The organism is Halonotius pteroides, from assembly GCF_003605635.1.
Classification (GTDB): Archaea; Halobacteriota; Halobacteria; order Halobacteriales; family Haloferacaceae; genus Halonotius; species Halonotius pteroides.
Genome location: NZ_QMDW01000015.1, coordinates 24,542 through 44,048, shown reverse-complemented (window position 1 = coordinate 44,048; position 19,507 = coordinate 24,542). Strand labels below are relative to the sequence as shown.

General features: G+C 63.1%; 26 protein-coding genes. 12 read left to right on the top strand and 14 right to left on the bottom strand.

The genetic code is table 11. The annotated features are described in order from the left end of the window. Positions 1-11: 11 nt before the first annotated feature. Complete coding sequence (locus DP106_RS10835) at positions 12-611, top strand: class I SAM-dependent methyltransferase (protein WP_120085258.1); 600 nt, start codon at positions 12-14, stop codon at positions 609-611. Here the strand turns inward: DP106_RS10835 and DP106_RS10830 are convergent, their stop codons facing one another. Further along, positions 612-1,379, bottom strand: coding sequence for a hypothetical protein (locus tag DP106_RS10830; RefSeq protein ID WP_120085257.1), 768 nt, complete (start codon positions 1,377-1,379; stop codon positions 612-614). It abuts the gene before it with no gap. A 158-nt stretch (positions 1,380-1,537) separates the two neighbouring features. Here DP106_RS10830 and DP106_RS10825 point away from each other — a divergent pair, with 158 nt between their 5' ends. After that, complete coding sequence (locus tag DP106_RS10825; protein WP_120085272.1) at positions 1,538-2,011, top strand: redoxin domain-containing protein; 474 nt, start codon at positions 1,538-1,540, stop codon at positions 2,009-2,011. A 44-nt stretch (positions 2,012-2,055) separates the two neighbouring features. Here DP106_RS10825 and DP106_RS10820 read toward each other — a convergent pair whose 3' ends face one another. The 3 genes from DP106_RS10820 to DP106_RS10810 all read right to left on the bottom strand — a co-directional run bounded on the left by DP106_RS10820 (position 2,056) and on the right by DP106_RS10810 (position 4,224). Continuing rightward, positions 2,056-3,492 carry a phosphohexomutase domain-containing protein gene (locus DP106_RS10820; RefSeq protein WP_120085256.1) on the bottom strand — a complete coding sequence of 479 codons (1,437 nt, stop codon included), beginning with the start codon at positions 3,490-3,492 and terminating at the stop codon, positions 2,056-2,058. Between the two features lie 85 nt (positions 3,493-3,577). Beyond that, entirely contained in the window at positions 3,578-3,802 is a 225-nt protein-coding gene (locus tag DP106_RS10815) for a hypothetical protein (protein ID WP_120085255.1), read from the bottom strand. After that, positions 3,802-4,224 carry a nuclear transport factor 2 family protein gene (locus tag DP106_RS10810; protein ID WP_120085254.1) on the bottom strand — a complete coding sequence of 141 codons (423 nt, stop codon included), beginning with the start codon at positions 4,222-4,224 and terminating at the stop codon, positions 3,802-3,804. Before DP106_RS10810 ends, DP106_RS10815 begins: the two co-directional genes overlap by 1 nt. A 119-nt stretch (positions 4,225-4,343) precedes the next feature. On the opposite strand from DP106_RS10810, the gene DP106_RS10805 reads away from it, so the two are divergent. Continuing rightward, positions 4,344-4,937: a HalX domain-containing protein gene (locus tag DP106_RS10805; protein WP_120085252.1), complete on the top strand. Its 594-nt coding sequence runs from the start codon at positions 4,344-4,346 to the stop codon at positions 4,935-4,937. Between the two features lie 19 nt (positions 4,938-4,956). On the opposite strand, the gene DP106_RS10800 is transcribed toward DP106_RS10805, so the two are convergent. Then, positions 4,957-6,102 (bottom strand): pyridoxal phosphate-dependent aminotransferase, encoded by a 1,146-nt coding sequence (locus DP106_RS10800; protein ID WP_205738926.1) that lies wholly within the window; start codon positions 6,100-6,102, stop codon positions 4,957-4,959. After that, positions 6,099-6,587, bottom strand: coding sequence for an Lrp/AsnC family transcriptional regulator (locus DP106_RS10795; protein ID WP_120085251.1), 489 nt, complete (start codon positions 6,585-6,587; stop codon positions 6,099-6,101). Before DP106_RS10795 ends, DP106_RS10800 begins: the two co-directional genes overlap by 4 nt. Positions 6,588-6,704: 117 nt before the next feature. On the opposite strand from DP106_RS10795, the gene DP106_RS10790 reads away from it, so the two are divergent. The 3 genes from DP106_RS10790 to DP106_RS10780 are packed head-to-tail and all read left to right on the top strand — an operon-like array spanning position 6,705 to position 7,986. Then, positions 6,705-7,130, top strand: coding sequence for an EamA family transporter (locus tag DP106_RS10790; protein WP_120085269.1), 426 nt, complete (start codon positions 6,705-6,707; stop codon positions 7,128-7,130). Between the two features lie 38 nt (positions 7,131-7,168). Beyond that, positions 7,169-7,741: a MogA/MoaB family molybdenum cofactor biosynthesis protein gene (locus DP106_RS10785; protein WP_120085250.1), complete on the top strand. Its 573-nt coding sequence runs from the start codon at positions 7,169-7,171 to the stop codon at positions 7,739-7,741. Between the two features lie 56 nt (positions 7,742-7,797). Then, positions 7,798-7,986, top strand: coding sequence for a hypothetical protein (locus tag DP106_RS10780; protein WP_120085249.1), 189 nt, complete (start codon positions 7,798-7,800; stop codon positions 7,984-7,986). On the opposite strand, the gene DP106_RS10775 is transcribed toward DP106_RS10780, so the two are convergent. The 4 genes from DP106_RS10775 to DP106_RS15870 form a co-directional block, all read right to left on the bottom strand. Next, a complete protein-coding gene (locus DP106_RS10775) occupies positions 7,971-8,690 on the bottom strand; it encodes a TenA family protein (protein ID WP_120085247.1) in 720 nt (239 codons plus the stop codon). The two genes, DP106_RS10780 and DP106_RS10775, sit on opposite strands and share 16 nt — an antisense overlap. After that, positions 8,687-9,346, bottom strand: coding sequence for a thiaminase II (gene tenA / locus DP106_RS10770; RefSeq protein ID WP_120085246.1), 660 nt, complete (start codon positions 9,344-9,346; stop codon positions 8,687-8,689). The genes DP106_RS10775 and tenA overlap by 4 nt, the downstream gene beginning before the upstream one ends. 93 nt (positions 9,347-9,439) lie before the next feature. Beyond that, the gene (locus tag DP106_RS10765; RefSeq protein ID WP_120085245.1) at positions 9,440-9,973 is read right to left on the bottom strand and encodes a DUF2062 domain-containing protein; all 534 of its coding nucleotides are present in this window, start codon (positions 9,971-9,973) and stop codon (positions 9,440-9,442) included. A 77-nt stretch (positions 9,974-10,050) separates the two neighbouring features. Continuing rightward, positions 10,051-10,455, bottom strand: coding sequence for a high-potential iron-sulfur protein (locus tag DP106_RS15870; protein WP_165857872.1), 405 nt, complete (start codon positions 10,453-10,455; stop codon positions 10,051-10,053). Positions 10,456-10,675: 220 nt separating this feature from the next. Between DP106_RS15870 and DP106_RS10755 the strand changes: the two genes are divergently transcribed. Then, complete coding sequence (locus DP106_RS10755) at positions 10,676-11,935, top strand: COG1470 family protein (RefSeq protein WP_133305132.1); 1,260 nt, start codon at positions 10,676-10,678, stop codon at positions 11,933-11,935. Here the strand turns inward: DP106_RS10755 and DP106_RS10750 are convergent, their stop codons facing one another. Then, positions 11,936-12,190, bottom strand: coding sequence for a hypothetical protein (locus DP106_RS10750; RefSeq protein ID WP_120085241.1), 255 nt, complete (start codon positions 12,188-12,190; stop codon positions 11,936-11,938). It lies immediately after the preceding gene. 182 nt (positions 12,191-12,372) lie between these two features. Between DP106_RS10750 and DP106_RS10745 the strand changes: the two genes are divergently transcribed. After that, a complete protein-coding gene (locus DP106_RS10745) occupies positions 12,373-13,107 on the top strand; it encodes an adenosylcobinamide amidohydrolase (RefSeq protein WP_120085240.1) in 735 nt (244 codons plus the stop codon). An 18-nt stretch (positions 13,108-13,125) separates the two neighbouring features. On the opposite strand, the gene DP106_RS10740 is transcribed toward DP106_RS10745, so the two are convergent. Beyond that, positions 13,126-14,202 (bottom strand): PGF-CTERM-anchored ABC transporter substrate-binding protein, encoded by a 1,077-nt coding sequence (locus DP106_RS10740; RefSeq protein WP_120085239.1) that lies wholly within the window; start codon positions 14,200-14,202, stop codon positions 13,126-13,128. Positions 14,203-14,264: 62 nt separating this feature from the next. Between DP106_RS10740 and btuC the strand changes: the two genes are divergently transcribed. After that, positions 14,265-15,362: a vitamin B12 ABC transporter permease BtuC gene (gene btuC / locus DP106_RS10735; protein WP_120085237.1), complete on the top strand. Its 1,098-nt coding sequence runs from the start codon at positions 14,265-14,267 to the stop codon at positions 15,360-15,362. Next, positions 15,359-16,171: an ABC transporter ATP-binding protein gene (locus DP106_RS10730; protein WP_120085236.1), complete on the top strand. Its 813-nt coding sequence runs from the start codon at positions 15,359-15,361 to the stop codon at positions 16,169-16,171. Before btuC ends, DP106_RS10730 begins: the two co-directional genes overlap by 4 nt. Positions 16,172-16,201: 30 nt before the next feature. Here the strand turns inward: DP106_RS10730 and DP106_RS10725 are convergent, their stop codons facing one another. Further along, complete coding sequence (locus DP106_RS10725) at positions 16,202-16,489, bottom strand: hypothetical protein (RefSeq protein WP_120085235.1); 288 nt, start codon at positions 16,487-16,489, stop codon at positions 16,202-16,204. An 85-nt stretch (positions 16,490-16,574) separates the two neighbouring features. Here DP106_RS10725 and DP106_RS10720 point away from each other — a divergent pair, with 85 nt between their 5' ends. Both DP106_RS10720 and DP106_RS10715 read left to right on the top strand, forming a co-directional pair. Beyond that, positions 16,575-17,636 carry a class I SAM-dependent methyltransferase gene (locus tag DP106_RS10720; protein ID WP_120085234.1) on the top strand — a complete coding sequence of 354 codons (1,062 nt, stop codon included), beginning with the start codon at positions 16,575-16,577 and terminating at the stop codon, positions 17,634-17,636. A 41-nt stretch (positions 17,637-17,677) separates the two neighbouring features. Beyond that, on the top strand, positions 17,678-19,138 hold the full coding sequence (locus DP106_RS10715) for an RtcB family protein (protein WP_120085232.1): 1,461 nt from the start codon (positions 17,678-17,680) through the stop codon (positions 19,136-19,138). On the opposite strand, the gene DP106_RS10710 is transcribed toward DP106_RS10715, so the two are convergent. Then, a complete protein-coding gene (locus DP106_RS10710) occupies positions 19,139-19,507 on the bottom strand; it encodes a hypothetical protein (protein WP_120085231.1) in 369 nt (122 codons plus the stop codon).

Genomic DNA, 19,507 nt, shown 5'->3' with positions numbered 1-19,507 from the left:
ATAGTCGTCGTATGGAACCACACGAGCGACAGGCGGCATGGGAAGGGCTGTCGACAACCTACGCCGATCGCCGCGATCCGGACGGCTCGGATGCAGCCCTCATCAACGACCTGCTCGACCAGTGTCCGGCCGACCCAACGATCGTCGACATCGGCTGTGGTGATGGCGCGCGCACGCTGGCGAACCTCCCGGCTGACAGCGTCGGCGTCGACTTTGCTCGCACCGGGCTCTCACTGGCAGCCGATACTGTTCCTGAGGCACGGCTGGCACAGGCCGATATGCGGCACCTGCCTGTGGCTGAAGCCGTCGCCGACGGGCTGACCGCCTACCACGCGGTCTTTCACGTCCCGCGGGCGCGGCACCCGGATGTGTACGCGGAGTTCGCCCGGGTGTTGGGCTCGGGCGGGGTGCTGTTGAGTACGCTTCCCGGTGGTCGCTTCGAGACGGTGCGACGCGGCTGGATGGGCGGTGAGATGTTCTTTTCGGCGCCGGGACGAGACCGCACGCTGGAGCAGTTGCGGACAGCCGGCTTCGAGATTCTCGCCACGCCAACGGCGACTGATCCACTCGGCAGCAGCACTGAGTTTGTCCTCGCCGAATACACCGGGTAGCTACTGTGGCTCGGTTGGGCGTGAGCAGCGAAGACAGAGGGTGCTGTTGGCAACCCAGTTGACATCGCGGGAGCCACAGGCCGGACACGCGTGGTGATCGGTTGCATACTCGGTCGTCCCACGCGGTGCGGCGAGAACACCGTTCTCGACACAGCCGTCGACCAACGACGGGAATCGCTGGCGTTTGTATTCGGCTCGGGCGGCTAAGAAGTCTCCCGGGGCGGACGGATCTGACCCATGGAGATCTTCCCACTCGATAGCGATCTCGCCGTTTTCAAGCGTGCGAGCGAGCTGTTTTGCCGGTGCGGCCGCGGCCAAAAAGAGGGGTGTCGCCCCGACCGTCTGTGGTTCAGTTGACCCGTCAGCAGCCGTCCGGTAGGCGTCAGCGGCATCGGCGTATGCGTCTGCGGCTCCGTTTAGCCCACCGGCAACCCGGAAATCAGCGGCTAACTCATCGAAACAGGCGGCCTGTAGCGGCGTTGCCATCGTCGCCCCAAGATCGCCGACGACAGCGATCCCGGCGGTCGCCCGACGGGTCGCTCGCGCCGGACAGTCGGCGACGCGATAACAGAGCGCGGCTGTCAGCAGGTGGCGGGGAGCGTCACCGATTGACCCGCGGTCGTCCGGGGCAAATGGGTCGTGGTCATCACGAGGGTCAGCAAGCACCGACCAGCCGGCCCGGGTGTATGCGTCGCCGGCTGTCTCGTAGCGTCGATCAGCGAGTGCGGCGACCGCCGCCGCGTAGTGACCGTTGTCGTTGGTGTGCACACGACAGTTATGGTCGCCATCGGAACAACAGTTGCTATCATCGCTTGGTGGAGCGGGTCGACGCCGAGCGAACCCGACAGTGTAGCGAGAAGTGGTTGCGTGTGCGATTTAGTGGCACAATGGGCTTATGATGATCCCACTCAACAATCTGCATGCATATGATTTCAACCGGAGACACCGCCCCTGATATTTCCGCAACGATCGGCACAGCCGACCACGAAGACTTCGAGCTCTCGGAGCATCTCGGCGACGGCCCTGTCGTGTTGGCCTTCTTCCCCGGCGCGTTCACGCCGCCGTGTTCCAACGAGATGGTTGCCCTCGAAGAACACCTCGATGACTTCGAGGATGCTGGCGCGACTGTGCTTGGCCTCAGTGCCGACTCGGCGTTCTCGCTGGGTGCTTTCAGCGACGAACACGAGCTTTCCTTTAGGCTCGTCAGCGATATGGGCGGCGAGGCGATCCGCGACTACGGTCTTGAGATGGAGATCCCGGAGCTCGGCCTCCACGGGATCGCCAACCGCGCGGTCTACGTGCTTGACGACGAGGGCACGGTCACCTACAACTGGGTTGCCGACGAGCCGACCGACGAACCCGACTACGAGGAACTCGTCGCCGCCGCCGAAGACGCCTAACGCGAGCCGCAGCTTTCACCATATTTTTCGATCGCAGAGAGCCGTCAGTCCGCCGTCTCAGTAGCGTCGTCGACAGCGGCTTCGATCCGCTCGGTTGCCGCCTCGACAAGCTCATCGACGGACTCACTCTCAGCATACAGCCGAATGTATGGCTCGGTGCCGGAGGGTCGCACAAGTAGCCACGAGCCATCCGGTAGGGAGAGCCGAACCCCATGATCTACGGAGACCGTTGCCTCCGAAAAGGCATCGGGTAACGACGATTCCAGTGTCGTCATCGCCGCGGTTTTGATCCTGTCTGGGCAATCGATGCTGCCCTTGCTGTAGGGTCGTTCGGTGATGGGCTCACGGAGTGGCTCAAGCCCGCGGATCCCGATGAGGCCGGTAAGCAGGGCCGCGCTGACGACGCCGTCGATCCAGCCGCCGAATCCAGGGTGGATATGTTTCCACGGTTCGGCCGCAAACACAACTGAGCCGCCGTCACGTTCGGCGGCGGCGATCCCCTCATGCAGCGCGCCGAGGCGTACCCGCTCGACGCGCCCGCCGGCGGCGGTCACCTGTTCGTCGATCCGCCCGGAGGCGTTTGGGGTTGTGACAACAACCGGGTCACCACCCGCCTCACCGCCGTCGGTGCCGGCGTCGTCCGAGGCCGCTCGGCGCGTGTAGTAGCCCGCCAGCATCGCCACCACGCTGTCCTCGTGGACGATCTCACCGGCATCATCAAGCAGCACGATCCGATCGGCGTCGCCGTCATGAGCGATCCCGAGATCGACGTTGCCGTCGGCAACAAAGGTCTGGAGATCGCCAAGCGTATCGGGGGTTGGCTTGCTTGGCCGGCCGGGAAAGCGGCCGTCAACGTTGGCGTTGAGTGCGATGACAGTCGCTCCGAGATCGTCCAGCACCTGCGGCGTCGCCAGCGCGGCCATTCCGTTGCCGCAGTCGACAGCGACACGCAGGCCATCACAGGCGGCTGACTCGCCGTCGGTTGGGAGCTGCTCGCGGACGTACGCGGCGACCGCAGCCCGGTAGTCAGGCAGTGGCTCGTGGCGGCGTGGAGCCCCCCAGTCCGCAAACTCGGCTGGGCTGGCGGTCGCATCGCCGGCGAGTGATTCGACCCGTGCCTCTAGCTCGTCGCCGAACTCTTCGCCATCGAGGAAACACTTGATACCGTTGTCGGCTGGCGGGTTGTGTGACGCTGTGAGCATCACCCCGTAGCGACCGTCGGATGCGAATGCCAGCGTCGGCGTCGGCACGGTTCCGATCCGAACCGGATGCGCGCCCACAGCGGCGACGCCGGCTTCAACCGCCGCGGCGAGGGCTGGCCCTGTCAGCCGGCCATCCCGGCCGATGACAATCTCGGGGTGATCGGCCGGTGCATCCGCGACCGCAAGGCGGCCAACCGCACCCCCAACGCGGAGGGCGACAGCCGGGGTAACCGTCTCAACGACCGAACCGCGAATGCCGGCGGTTCCAAATTCGACCATACCGGCCCAATGGGCTGAGTCACTTAGTGTGCAGTGATCCACCCCAAGGAAGAGTGAGTCTCTTGCGGACAGCGACAGTCGATGCTCACCGCAGTGACGACCGATACTCCGCGAGATTCCGCAGTACGAACCACAACAACCCGACGCCAACGACGATCCCAACAGCAAAAACGGCAGCCAACTGTAGCGGTGTTGGATCGACCTGTAGTGCCATCAGCCCCATTGAGGCAGCGACAAGCAACACGAAGCCGGCCTTGAGCCGCGTGTTCGCGGTGTCTTTCTCGTCGTCGGTGAGGCTTGAGCCAACCATTAGCCGTCCCAGGAGAACAGGTCGTTCGCAGCGTCTTCGAGCTCCGCAGAAGGGGATGAGACGTGAAGTGAAACAAACTGCCAGGTACCATCCGGGTTCGCTTCCAGTGTGCCCGTCCACCGGGTGTCAAACTCGTAGTCGGTGTCGAGGGTTGTATCAGTCCACGCCAGCGTCAACCGGTCGTGAAACCACGCAAACGACTCGCGTTCGGTGACCGATGGATCGGCGTTCTCGACGCGCCAATCGGCCGTCGTTGCGGTCTGTTCGGCCAAGCCGTCGGCAACATCGGGGTAACCGACCAGCTGTTCGCTGAGGCCGATCTTGACCGTCGACAGCGACTCCGCGAAAAACGGCGACAGCGGCTCGCTGGCTTCTAACGCCTCGTAGTAGGCTGCGATCGTCTCCGCGGCGTCGTCCTTCATGTGTGGTGGTAGGTCGGTGGGGGCTTGAAAACACTGTTTGTGCCTCGTCGCCGGAAGGGGTATTTTCATATATCCTCGGCCATCATATCCTCTATGAGCGACGAGGGATCCATCGACATATGACTGACGAACCCCCACTCGTACTCGTTGTCGAAGACGAACCTGACCTTGCTGATCTGTATGCCACTTGGCTCCAAGCGGAGTACCGGGTTCGGACGGCTTACGGCGGCGAAGAGGCTGTCGAACAGCTAGACGACGAGATCGATGTTATCCTCCTCGACCGGCGGATGCCCGGCCTCTCCGGCGACGAGGTGCTGGAGGAAGTCCGTGACCGCGGAATCGACTGCCGGGTGTCGATGGTGACCGCCGTTGAACCCGATTTCGACATCATCGAGATGGGGTTCGACACCTACCTCGTCAAACCGGTCACCCGTGAAACGCTTGAGGAGACGATCGAGGATCTGCTTTCACGGAACTCATACGAGGCAGGCGTTCAACAGCTGTTCTCGTTGTCCTCAAAGAAGGCACTCTTGGAGTCTGAAAAGAGCCAGTCCGCCCTTGCCGACAACGAGGAGTATCAGGAACTCACCGAGCAGATCAACGAGATTCGGGATGATCTCGACGACACGATGGATGCCTTCACCGACCACGAGGATTACGCCGGCTTCTATCAGGAGTTCGACGACGCCGACGAAGAAGTCTCCTTTGAGTAACGTTCACAACAGCGGCCAGCTATCGATCGGCGACAAACGATTCGATCCGGGTCATCGCTTCTTTGAGATCACGCATCCCCGTCGCATACGAGATACGGAGGTGACCCGCGCCGCCGGGGCCGAAGACACTGCCGGGAACGACAGCAACACCCTGCTCTTCTAGTAGGTTCTCGGCAAAGGCCTCGTCGTCGCCGCCGCAGGCCGGGAAGGCGTAGAACGCACCCTTGGCTGTAAAGCAGTCCAATCCCATCTCCTCGAACCGCGAGATAACGAATCGTCGCCGTCGGTTGAATTCGGTCGCCATCTCGTTGATGCTCTCCTGGCAACTGCGCAGGGCCTCGATGGCGGCGTACTGTGCGGTTGTCGGCGCCGACAGCATCGTGTACTGGTGGACGCGATTCATCGCTTCAATCGCGTCGGCCGGCCCCATCGCGTAGCCAAGCCGCAGCCCTGTCATCGCATACGCCTTCGAGAAGCCGTTGATGACGACCGTACGTTCCCGCATGTTCGGCATCGTCGCGATCGAGGTGTGGTCGCCGTCGTAGGTGAGGGCGGCGTAGATCTCGTCGGCGATCACGTCGATGTCGTTGTCGACACAGAACTCGGCGACGGCTGCGATCTCATCGGCGCTCATCACCGCGCCGGTTGGGTTGTTCGGATAACAGAAGATGAGCGCGTCAGCCTCGGCCGCGCCGGCTTCACGCAGCGCTTCCGGCGTCAACACAAAGTCGTTGTCGGCACCCGTTGGCACCGACAGTGGCTCCCCGCCCGCAAAACGAACACCTGGCTTATAGGAGATGTAGGTCGGCTGGTGGACAGCAACCGTGTCACCGGGATCAAGAAACGTTCGCAACGCGAGATCAACCGCCTCGCTTGCGCCCGTCGTCACGAGGATTTCGCTGTCCGGGGTGTATGTGTGTCCCCACTGTGAAACGTGGTCAGCGATCGCCTGCCGGAGCTCAAGCTTCCCGCGGTTGGCGGTGTAGGATGTCTTGCCCGCTTCTAGTGAGTGGATCGCGGCGGTGCGTGCGGCCCATGGCGCGGAGAAGTCGGGCTCGCCAACACCAAGGGAGATCACGTCGTCGCGCTCCTCGGCGAGTTCGAAGAACTTTCGAATTCCGGACTCGGGGGTGGTCGCGACGCGGTCGTTCGGCTGCAGCGTCATGGCGAGACAGAGAGTCGATCATCGTCGTCGCGGTCACCGAAATCGATGCCGGCCTCCTTGTAGGTCTCCATGATGAAGTGGGTCACCGTCTGGGTGATCTCCGGGATCGGCGCGATCTGCTCGGAGATGAACTGGGAAACGTCCTGCATCGAGTCGCCAGTTACCTCGATCGCAAAGTCGTAATCGCCGGAGACGAGCCGAAGCGATTCGACCGCAGGGAATCTAGCGATCCGGTCGGCGATCTCCTTGTAGCCGGTCTCGCGGTCGAGCTCAACGTTGAGTTCGACGAACGCGGCGACGTGCTGGCTGTCGGTGTTGTCCCAGTCGATGACCGCCTGGTAGCCACGGACGGTGCCGTCGGACTCCAGCTCATCGAGTAGGCTCACAACCGTCTCAGCATCGGTACCGAGCTGGCGAGCGATGTCGTCGACATCCTCCCGCGCATCGGTCGACAGCAGCGACAGGAGTTCCTGTTTCTCGTCCATACATATGTTGGGATCCCAGGCTGCATAGCATTTGCGACACTCGGCCGACGACGCTCTATGCAGGCCGGCGCAGCCGACATCCAGAACCGCTATGATTGCAGCGAACCGAGTGACAGTATGAGCTATCTGCCATGGGCACTCGTAGCATTAGTTGGATACACACTCGTGCCCGTGTTGTTGCGGGTGGCGACAACCGGGCCAAACGCGGTGCCGAGCGACGTAGCCATGTTGCTCACCAACGGGCTGTTGATCGGCGTCGTCGGCACACTCGTCGTCGCCACCGATCAGCCGGTTGTGTCACATCTTCGCGGGCCGAACGCCGGTTACATCCTCGCCGCCGGGGTGTGTCTCACGGTGGGGATCTTGGCGTACTACCGCGCGCTGGCTCGCGGCCCGGTCAGCGTTGTGACGCCCATCTTCGGGATGTTTCTGGTGACGAGTTCGATTCTCGGGATCGCCGTCCTCGGGGAGGCACCGACACCGCGAAAGCTAGCTGGCATCGTGTTGGCGGTCGTTGCTGTCGCCCTCGTCAGTATCGAATAGCCGCCACCGCTAAGATGACAGCGACACCCAGAAGAGACATGACAGCCAACGGGCCGCCGACACCGACGACCGATCCCGAGCGCCGAACAACCGACGACCACGGCCACGATCTCGTTTCGCCGCTTCAGGCGGCGATTCTGACAGTCTCGACCTCCCGAGCCGAGACTGACGGCGATGTCGACGACCCCGGCGGCGACCGCATCGAATCGCTGTTTGAGGACGCCGGCCATCGCGTTGTCGACCGCCGACTTGTCGCCGACAGTGTTGGCGGGATTCAGCGCGCGCTCGATGACCTCCTTGACGACGATACCGTTGATCTGGTCGTCACCACCGGCGGCACCGGCGCGACCGTCGACGACGTAACCCCTGATGCCGTTGCCGACCGGGTTGACCGTGAGCTACCTGGGTTCGGCGAGCTGTTCCGGGAGCTCTCGTATGAGGAGATCGGCCCACGAACCATCGCCTCGCGGGCGACCGGCGGCATCGCCCGCGATACGCCCGTTTTCGTCCTGCCGGGCAGCACCAACGCCGTTGAGCTAGCGACCGAGGCGATCATTCTGCCCGAGGGTCCACACCTTGTTGGGCTGGCGACACGACATCTGACCGACTAACGCCGCGAGCAAATCGACAACCGAGAGGCCTATTCGTTGCCACGACAAGAGCTTGCATGGACAACGACGTGGGGTACTGCCGGCTCTGTGGGGGTGCCCTCCAACAAGGTGCCATCGCCAGCGAGCAGCGTGCCTGCTGTCTTAACGCAACCACGATCGACGGGATCTGTCCGACTCACGGGCCGCTTGGCCCACACCACGTCGTCGAGTCGCCACCTGACAATCCCGGCTACGACGACTCGTAGGCGGCGTCGAAGAAGGCGACCTCGTGGGTGACCGTGCGCTCGAATAATCGAGCCACCCGTTGTTGGCGGCGGGGCGACAGTGTCGGGCCAACCGTATCGAGTTGCTCTCGCAGCCAGCTGACGAAAGCGACGAAGCCGTCGTTGGCGTGGAGGTCGATCCACTCGGCGAAATAGAACTGTTCGGGGCGGTCGTCGGCTTCACGCGTTGCCCACGCACGGTAGATCCACTCAGCCGGCACCAACACAGCCAATGTTTCGGCATACCCGCCCTGTTGTTTCGCCGCGAGCAAGAGGTCGATAAACGACCCCGTTGTCTCGGTTCGCGTCGGTGTTTGCCACCGTTCGGCCGGCACATCGAGAGCGTTGAATGAGCGTTCAAAGTAGTCGTCCTCGTCGTCGGTGACTACGTCAAGGAACTCGACAAAGCGGCGTTTCTCAGCCATCGTCGGGGCCTGCCCGACAGCGTAGCCGAAAACGCCAACCAGCGTGTCGACGAAGGCGTAATCCTGTCGGAGATAGTCAGCCATCACCGCCTCATCAAGCGTGCCTGCACCCAACTCCTGGGTGAATCTGTGGTCGACAGCGTTGCTCCACGCCGGCCCGCTTCGCTCCCGGAGCCAGTCGGTAAATCGCGGCTCGTCGCGGTCGGCGGCGTAGGCGTCGAAGGCGTCGCCGGCCGTCGCTGCTGTTGTGTCGCCGCTCATAGGCCCCACCCCTCCTCGCTGTAGGCCATCTCCCAGAACCGATATTCGAGTTTCGCGCTGGTGAGAAACGCCTCTTCCATCGCCTTGTGTTCACCCGGATATCGCTCCCAGCAGTCGTCGACGAACGCCCGACCCCACGCCACGTCCTCGCGGAACTCGTCGCTGGTGTAGGTCTCAACAAACGGTGTGTACTCGTGGGTGTCGTCGACCAACTCGACCATGTGATCGGCGATATCGAGATAGCCCTGCATACAGGGGTACAGCGCGGCGGCAATCTCGGCAAGGCTGCCCTCGTAGGCCGTCCGCAACAGGAAGTTGGTGTAGGCAACGCAGGTTGGTGTCTTCTCGGTGGCCTCCAACTCGTCGCGTGAGATGCCGTAGTCGGCCGCAAACGAGCGGTGAAGATCCATCTCGGTCTCAAGGATGTTGTGTGCGACACCCAATAGGTCGGTCATCGTCGTCTCATCGCGGGCTTTCGTTCCGGCGAGAGCCCACAATCGGGCGTAATCTTGGAGATACCGATAATCCTGTTTGACCCAGTGTTCGAACGCCGCGCGGTCAAGGCTGCCATCGGCAAGTTCGACAACGAACGGATGGGCTTTCTGGGCCTGCCAGATCGATTCGCCTGCATCGAGGAGGTGGTCGCTGCCGGCCATAGCTGTGTGTTCGGTTTCTCGCAGTTATAAGTTGCTAATAACACTAACTTATCAGTCGGCGAGAGCCGCGGTAGGTCACCCTCAGCTGATCGACTACTTACTCTCGTCGGTGGAAACGGTGGGCTCGTCGCCGTCGGTGAGCACGGTATCAGCCAGCTCCTCGACAACATCGATCTCACGGCGGCGGTGGGCGACGACCATGCGACGGACAAGCCAGTAGCTGAGCAGGCTCCCGAGAACCGCGATGATCGCTGAGCCGACGACAAGGCGAATCAATACGGGTCGGTTGCCCGACAGCGAGAGGTCGATGCTGAGGCCGCCATCGATCGGGCCGAGCAGCGCGACACCGATCGGGACGCTGACCGCATACACCCCCCACTTGACGAGGGGGTTGATGACGATCCCTGAGCTAAACAGCGCGACTGGGTTGATCCAGGCGACGCGGGCGGCCAACGCGACCATCACAAGGAGGTTGCCGCCGAACGTTGGCAGCGTGGTCAGAAAGATACCGATCGCGACGCTGCCGGCGATCTCCGCGGGCGGCTGGTCGTCGTTGAACGAGGCCTCAACCGCCGTTCGGACTCGCTGTCGGAGGCGAGTCAGGCGATCACCGCGAGGGCGACGCATACTCGATAGCTAGCCCTATCGTGGCAAGAGCCTACTGCACGACGGCGCGGTGACGGGCGTGACGACGGCGAGTCAGGTTAGCCGTTGTACGCGGCGTAGCTGATACACCAGCCTTCAGGGTCGATCTGGCCAGCGATCAGCGTACAAGCACCCATCCCGTCGCCGTTTTGATCCGGGACATAGTACTGACAGCCGTTACACTGCTGGCCGTTGTTCGGCGTCGACTGGTAGTTGAGTGCCTTGGGATCTTGGAGCGCGTCAGGGTCGCGTTCGATGCCGCCAAGCGCCTCGGCGGTGCGTTCGGACTCCGGAACCGGTGCAGATTCGCTGCTGCCGTCGCCCGATTCGTCAGTACTCTCAGTCGTAGATTCCGAACTGTCTGTACCACCGCCGCTGCCACCGCAGCCGGCGAGGCTGGTGGTGATGGCTGCGGCACCGGCGACACGCAGGAACTGTCGGCGTGAGTTCGGTGGCTGCGACATATCAGGGGGTACGACAAGGAGATAAAAGACGGGGGCTACTGTTCTCACGAACTGGGAATCAACTTCACATGTCGCCGCCGTCGGTGACAAAATGGGTGTGAACGTATAACACAAATCGAGCTTTGAGTCTTCACAAGGGGTACTACCCACGACCACCGAGTTGTAGCTGCCAGTACACCGCCCTCCATGCAGGCCGGATCGACACACGCTGGCGTCCACTATGAACAGTCGAACGCTCATGTTGATCACGCTGGTGGTAGTCGGTGCCGTCGCTGCCACGGGCGTGGTCGCCGCAACGACAGGAAGCACCGCCACAGCAACCGAGACAGCGACCGCCGACGGTGGGGCCACCGCCCCTGATCCCGGCAACTACACCCGACTCTATGTTGATGAGGGGTACCGAAACCTCGAACTCAAGCCGGGCGAAAGCGACACCGTCACCGTCAGCGTCGAAAACGGTGAGGACGAGGCCGTCGATATCGATCCGCAGCTCGCCACCCCACCGACTCGAAGCCAGCCACCGGTCGACCCCGATTGGGTGTCGATTCCGGACGGTGAAACCACGCTCGATGCCGGCGAATCCACCGACGTCGAGATTACAGTCGACGTGCCGGATGACGCCGAGATCGGCGACTATCGCGGCACCATCGCCTTCACCGACGAAACAGTCCAGTATCCGGGTCGGCCGCCGCAACCGATCCACAGCGTCTCCCTCAGCGTCACTGTCTGGCAGGAGCCGACCGTCCAGCTCAACTCGGAAACACACATCTACACCCACCTCCAAGCCGGCGAAACAATCACTCGCGAGGTCTCTGTCTCGAACACCGGCGACGAGGCGGTTCCGGTCAACCCGACGGTCAACACCGAGAATCGACGCCACCGTCGCCCCGGCGGTCGCACCACACTGGATCGCTCGTGGGTGACAATCGAGGATCCGAATGAGATCGCCCCAGGCGAGACCGAGACAATCGAGCTCACCGTTGAACCCCCCGCTGACGCCGAGCGCGGCGACTACAGCGCGACCGTTGATCTCGGCCTCACCGATCCAGCCCGCAACGCTGACAACACCTACTGGCAGGAGGTCGACCTCAACTTTCAGGTGTGGACTGCCCCCGAGGAGCCCTTCGAGACGAGCTTCAGCGTGAGCGAGACGACGAGTAATGCAACGCTGGAACTCACCGCCAACCAGCGGCGGCGGGCCGGCGAGGGAAGCCAAGACGCATCATTCGATGTGACCTTTGTCGCCCCGGACGGTCGTGAGATCGACGCCGAGCGAGCAAGCCTGACGGATTCCGGCAGCGTCAATCTCGGCGCGCAGCGACCGAGAGAAACAACCGACGGCACCTACGCCGCCCGCGGCGGCCAACAGACGTTCACCTACAAGCTGGATGCGCCAACTGCCGGCGAGTGGTCGGTGCGGATCATGCCGGAAGATACGATCGACTTCAGCTACGAGATCACCAGAGACGAAGCACGCTGATCACGCGGTAAGCGAGGTCACATTCGCCGGGCGATGGGCCCGCCACACGTTGGCCCGCGCCCCGACGCGATCAAGTTTAAGCTCGACGAGTTTGCCGGCCGGCAGCGTTGCAAGCTCTTCGCGGAGCGCATCATCCTCGTAGGCAACGACCTGAAACACACGGTTTGCTGAGGGATTGAGGAGATTAATCGCATCGTTTGCATTCATTTCGTCGATGACGCGGTATTCGTGTGGTTTTGATCGCTCCGTCTTCATACGTAGACAGTAATAACTGCGGTTGTAAAAAGAATTGTGGATATATCTGTGAAGTACAATCTCAATACGAATTTGTTTGTATATTCATTTGGTTAATATCGTTTTAATCTCGTATTTATGAATAATTAGGCTGCGTTCAGAGTCGACAGGGCTACCTGTCCTGCGATAGATTGCCACCAACGATGACCGATGAGGTCTTCGAGATAACGATCAGCGACGGCGCGCTACAGGCTGGCCGGCCCGATACCGACTGGCTCTCGACGGGCGTCGATGGCGGTCGAGGGCGCGCCGACGCCGCCTACAACATCACGGTGCCGAGCGGGTGGGACGACACCGACCTCAGCGAGTACGTCGCCCGGCGGACGGCAGCCGCCGGCTTCGAGACTGATGGGCCGGCATTGTTGACAGGTGTCGAGCAACAACACGCAAGACGGGCTGTTCTCGACCCGGTTGAGGCACTCGTCACCGCTGGGCTCTCAAATCCGGCTACGTTGCCGCCGGGGGATGCCACCGAGTCGTCGACGACGACCACGGCTGACAGGACGACCCCAGACGCTACCGAACACTGTGGAACAATCAACATCATCGTCGGCACCACGCGGGCCCTCCCACCGGCCGCGCTGGCCAGCCTGCTTGCAGGGGTCGCCGAGGCGAAAACCGCGACACTCAGCCACCGAACCGATTTTACCGGCACGACAAGCGATGCGGTAATTATCGGCAGCGACCCCGCCGGTGAGCCAGCACAGTTTGTTGGCTCGGCGACGACAGTTGGCCAGGCGGCTCGGGCTTGTGTCAGAGACGGCCTCACCGCCGCCGTAGACGCACGGTATCCAGACGGTGAGCTGCCGCAATCGGTAGCCGACGCTGATTATGGCGCTGCAACGACGGCGACAGCGACCGTGTCGACACCAAAATAACCCCACCAGCGTCGACGACTACCGACGGTGATAGAATCGCGCGCTGGCAGCGACTGCCACCACGGAGAGGACAGCGACGACAGTACCGAATCCGGGGGCCGAAACGTCTGTCGCCGGCCCCCCGTCGCCGCCGACATTGGGTGTGTCGGTCACGTCGGCCGTCGCATCCGGATGCAACTGAGCACTGAGATTACCGGTCGCATAGACGACACTCCGTGGGGCGGGTTGGTTGAGATACTGCACCGAGAGGGTGGCCGTGCGATTAGTTTCACCCGCCGGGGTGAGCGAGTAGGGCTCCGAACCGAGGATCTGTCCCTTCGTTTGCCCTGTGACGATCAGTACCTCCGGGGCGAGGGTGATGACAGTTTCATCGTTCAGCTGTCGGTAGCCATCAAACTCGCTGGCAGCGACGTTTGTGCCGCCAGCGGTAGTGATGATCTCATCGATAAACGTGTTGTTGCCGACGGCGAACCCACCCAGTAGCGGGTAGAGCACGCGTGGGCGATCAACATCGTTCAGTTCCGACTCGGTCGCCGCAACATTGCGCCACATCCACGCATTCGTCTCAGCGGCCGCGGCGGTGTTGCCCGTCAGCCGACCGATGGTCTGTGTTTTCGTGGCAACCGCCTCGAAATCGGTTGCGGTCGGGAACTGATACACGGTGAGGTTGGCTGCGCGAAGCGTTCGCACGGTCTCAACGCTGGTCGCATTCGGTGCGAGCACCAGATCTGGTTCGGTCGCTACCACCCGCTCGATGCTGACGCCGAGACCGGCCGCCGAGACGTTGTCCCGCTTCTCGGCCCCATCGAGGTAGCTCGCGTACTGTGTGACGCCAACGACCTGGTCGGCCGCGCCAAGCGTCCACATCGTCTGGGCCGCACTCGGGTTGGTCGTCGTCACATTCTCAGGACGGGACTCAACAGTGACCGCCGTGCCGGTCGCGTCGGTGAGCGTGACCGGGAAGGTGTCGGTTGTGGTCGACACGGACTCACCCGCAGACGGCGACGCTGTAGCCGACACAGGTGCGACAGCGACCAGCCCCACACTGATGGCCACAAGTGCCAACAGACACACAACACACAGTCGTCGATTCATTATATACGCCACCTCCGGGTGAAGACAATAAGTATTTGCCTACTGCAACTCGGCTTTCATCCATGCGAGTGCGACAGCGTGCCGCAACGTGGTCGCTGGGGCTCACCACGGTGCTCGCTGTCGCGATTACGCTCAGTGCGGGGATCGGCCCGGTGCGGATTCCGCCGGAAACCGTTGTGAAGATCCTCCTCAACGCGGTGTCGGTGCCGGCCGGAATCGAGATCGCACCGCTGTCGGTCGCCGGCACACTCCAACTCCCGGTGCCGACACTGCGGTGGCGACCAGCAATTGCTTTCCCGGTCGATCAGACGGCTGAGACGATCATCATGCGCGTGCGGCTCCCACGAATTGTGTTGGCGGCAACGGTCGGCTTCGCGCTGGCGGCCGCCGGCACGGTGATGCAGGGCTTCTTCCGCAATCCGATGGCTGACCCCTCGATCATCGGCGTCTCCTCGGGGGCCGCTGTCGGCGCGGTCGCCGCTATCGTCGTCCCTGCGGCGATCCCGTTCGGACTGGGGCTTCGCGGCGCGGCGTTCGTCGGCGCGATACTGACAGCCTTCGCCGTCTATCTGATCGCCACCGAGGGCGGCCGGACGCCGGTGGCGACGCTGCTGTTGGCAGGGGTGGCGATCCAGGCATTTCTTGGAGCTGTGATCGCCGCCTTGCAGTTGTACAGCGGCGAGGGGCTTCGGGCAGTTGTCCACTGGCTGATGGGCCATCTCGGCAACGCCGGTTGGAGTGATGTGACGATCACGCTGCTCATCGTGCCCGTGCTGTTTGTGATTCTCTTGGCGTATGCCCGCGACCTGAATGTGCTGTTGCTCGGCGAGGAGGCCGCCGCCGGACTGGGTGTCGAAGTCGAGCGCACAAAGCGACTCCTGCTTGCGGTGTCGGCGGTATTGACTGCCGCCGCGGTCGCCGTCTCCGGTGTGATCGGCTTTGTCGGCCTCATCGTCCCGCATATGCTGCGGCTGGTTGTCGGCCCCGATCATCGGGTGTTGTTGCCGGCGGCCGCGCTGGGTGGCGCGTCGTTTCTCGTGATCACGGATACGATCGCTCGGGCGGGCGCGACGGAGATCCCGGTCGGTATCGTCACCGCCGCGTTGGGCGCGCCCTTCTTTCTGTACCTGCTCCGCAATCGGGAGGTGCACGCGCTGTGAGCGACTCCCCACTCGTCGTCGACGACGTATCAGTCACCCTCGGTGGGCGGGAGGTGCTGTCGGGAGTCTCACTCACAGCTGAGCGCGGTGAACTTGTCGGCCTTATCGGCCCGAACGGCGCGGGGAAAACCACGTTGCTGCGGGCGATCCGCGGCGGCGTGCCCACGGCGGCCGGCGCGGTGACGGTAACGGGCCAATCAGTGTCGTCGCTGTCAGCCAGGGAGATCGGTCAGCGGGTGGCAACGGTGCCACAGGAGACCGAACTCTCCTTTGGGTTCTCGGTCAAGCAGGCCGTGGCGATGGGTCGACACGCCCACATCGGCCGGTTTGGCACCCCCGACGAGACGGATCAGGCGGCGATCGCCGATGCCTTAGCACGAACCTCTCTGGAATCGCTGGCCGATCGGCCGGTCACCGACCTCAGCGGCGGCGAACGCCAGCGGGTACTGTTGGCTCGGGCACTGGCACAGGCGACGCCGGTGCTGTTGTTGGATGAGCCGACCGCAAGCCTCGATATCAACCACGCGATCCGCACGCTGGAAACCGTTCGGGCGGTCGCCGACGACGGCACCGCCGCGGTCGCCGCGATCCACGATCTCGATCTGGCAGCCCGCTACTGCGATCGGCTTGTGCTGTTGGCCGAGGGCGACGTTGTCGCCGCTGGCGACCCGGACACAGTGTTGACGAGCGAAACCCTGGCTGACGCCTTCGATGCGACCGCGGTCGTTTCACACGACGAGGTGACCGACACACCACGGGTGACCGCGCTACCTGCGGAGTCGACACCGACCGCTGACGAGGAAGAATAGATCATTCGTCGCAGGCGGAAACCAGCTGAGTTACGTCGGTTTCGACGCGTCGCGTAGATATCGGTCGTAGAGTTGGTCGCCGAGCAACGTCCCGAACAGCCCGGAGATGACAACAAACGAGCCAATCGAAACCATGAGAAAGCTCACCCACTGGGTCAACGGCTCGACCGGTGGCCACAGCATCGGGATCGTCCGGACGACAAACTCCCAGAAGACGGCGAGTTGGAGCACCGCGACACCCGCGCTGCAGACGGCTCGCACCCGCAGTCGTTCCCACGACGGCCCGGGGCGGGGAGCCGGAAACTCGTTGTCGCTCATTGCTGTTCGTTGGGGTGCCACCCTCAAAGCCCTCGTGGTCGCCGCCAAACGTCACGCTTAGGCGCGGCGATAGCGGAAAGCCGGTATGGACGTTCCGTCTGTCGCCGTCGCCCGCGAAGCCGGCGAGGCGACCCGCACCGCGCTGGCGGAGGCGGCGGTGCTTGACGACGACCACGAGATCGCCGTTGAGGACGGCCGTCTCTACATCCCGGTCACCGACGCCGACGCCGCAGCCGACGCTGTTGCCGAACTCGATTGCGACACCGAGGTGACGACCTACGACCTCCCCGTTCGCCAGGGTGTCCGCACACCCGCCGACATCCTCGGCTTTGAGCCCTCCGTAGAGCGGATCGGCGACATCGTCGTCATCGATGAGGACGACCCCGACCGCGCGGCGACGATCGCTGCGGCCGTTATCGACGCCGACCTGCCGGCTCGGTCGGTGCTCAACCGTGCCTCAAAGATCAAAGGCGAGCTCCGGGTGCGAGACTGGGAGGTAGTGGCTGTCGACAGCGCGGCGACAGCCGAGGCTACCGACGCGGCCGCCGGCAACGACCTCACGCCGACCGAAACGGTACACCGGGAGTACGGCCACGAGTTTTGCCTTGATCTCGCTTCCGTCTACTTTTCGCCGCGACTCGCCACCGAACGCCACCGCGTTGTCGAACAGATCGAACCGGACGAACAGATACTGGATATGTTTGCCGGTGTCGGCCCCTTTGCGATCCCCGCTGCCAGCCGCGGAGCAAGCGCTGTCGCCGTCGATCTCAACGAGACGGCTGTCGACTACTGCCGAGAAAACGCCCGCCGCAACGGTGTCGTCGACGCGGTGACCGCGATCGCCGGCGACGTACGCGGGGTCGCCGACGACTACGACGGCTGGGCCGACCGGCTCGTGATGAACCTTCCACACAGCGCGGACGAGTTTGTTGCCACGGCGGTCGAACTTGCCGGCGAGGAGTGTGTCCTCCACTACTATGATATCCAACACGAGGACGATCCGTTTGGCCCGGGGATTGAAGCGATCAAATCGGCCGCCGAGCCAGCGTACACCGTCAGCGTCGAAACCCAACACGTCGTCCGGTCGTACGCGCCACACGAACTGAACGTCTGTCTTGACGTTCGGCTGCGGCGAGCTGACCGATAGCGGACGCAACCCTCTTTCGGTTCGGCCGCCGACAGCCAGCTATGACCACACGGGAGATCAACGGCTATCAGCTACACCGGGTTCGGGAACACGTCTGGGAGATCCCTCAAGAAGGAGAGATGCGTGTCCCGGCGCGGCTCCTCGCCAGCGAGGCCCTCCTCGATCAGATTGGTGACGACAACACCCTCGATCAGATCACCAATGCCACCCAACTGCCGGGAATCACGACCCACGCGCTCTGTATGCCTGATGGCCACCAAGGCTACGGCTTTCCGGTCGGCGGCGTCGGCGCAATCGACGCCGAGGAGGGCTGTCTCTCGCCGGGTGCGGTCGGCTTCGATATCAACTGCGGCGTCCGACTGATCCGGACGAACCTCACCTACGATGACCTCCGCGGCCGAGAGGAAGAACTCGTCAACGCACTCTTTGCGAATACTCCGACTGGGATCGGCCACGGCGGTGTTGTCGAAACCGACATCGAGACCGTCACCGAGGTGCTCGACCGCGGGCTCGACTGGGCGGTCGACGAAGGGTATGCCACACGGGACGACATGCGACACTGCGAGGATGCGGGCCGTCGCCCGAACGCCGACAGCGACTTCGTCTCAGCGGACGCCAAAAACCGCGGCAAAAACCAAATCGGCAGTCTCGGCTCCGGCAACCATTTTCTCGAAGTCCAGCGCGTCAGCGAGATCTTTGACGACGACGTGGCCGACGCCTACGGGCTTCAGGCCGACCAGGTCGTCATCATGATCCACTGTGGGAGTCGCGGGCTCGGCCACCAAGTCTGTAAGGACTACGTCAACCGGATCAGCGAGGAACACGCCGAGTTCAACGCTGACCTCCCCGCTGACAACCTCGCGGCCGCTCCCGCCGGCAGCCAGGTCGCCGAGGCGTACTACGGGGCGATGGGCGCGGCGATCAACTTTGCGTGGGTCAACCGCCAGCTGCTCACCCACCAAACACGGCAGGTCTTCGAACGGGTATTTGGTCGCTCTTGGGAAGACATGGGGATGGAACTGCTGTATGATATCGCCCACAACATTGCGAAAAAGGAGGTTCACGAGGTTGATGGCGAAGAGCAGGAACTCTACGTCCACCGAAAGGGTGCGACGCGAGCCTTTCCGACCGGCCGCGAGGAAGTGCCGCAGGCCTACCGCGACGTGGGCCAGCCCGTGCTTTTGCCGGGTAGTATGGGAACCGGGAGCTACGTGCTGCGTGGCGGCGATGGCTCGCTGTCGGAGAGTTTCGGCTCGACCGCCCACGGCGCGGGCCGGATCATGAGCCGCACGCAGGCCACACGCGAGTACGGCGCGAGCGACGTCCAAACCGACCTCCGCGATCACCAGCAGATCTACATCAAAGCCGAGGACGGCGAGACCATCGCCGAGGAGGCCCCCGGTGTCTACAAGGATATCGACGACGTGGTCGCCGTCTCCGAGGATCTTGATCTGGCCGATCCGGTAGCCAGAACCGTGCCGGTCTGCAATATCAAGGGCTGATCACGACCAGAAGCCACCCGGCCCCGACGGGCCGCGCGGGCCACTGGGTGCCGAGGGCGATTCATCAGCGAGTTCGACCTGTTCACTCGGCTGCCGTGGATCGATCTCACGGCCGTCGTCGAATCTGATGAAGCTAAGATAAAACGACTCCCCACAGCCGGTTTCGCCATCCCGGAGCGTGCCGTCCTCGCCACAGGTGAAGGCGACGCCGTCAACATCGGCTTCGTCCTCGAATGGCTCATCAGGGGCAACATACGACCAGCCCTCGAACGGGTATGGGGTGACGGCCTTGTCATCGAGATAGCCCTCGCGGTCGAGTTCAACGAGGGCCTCACAGTGAGGACAGTAGTAGGTGACAGTGAAGCTCAT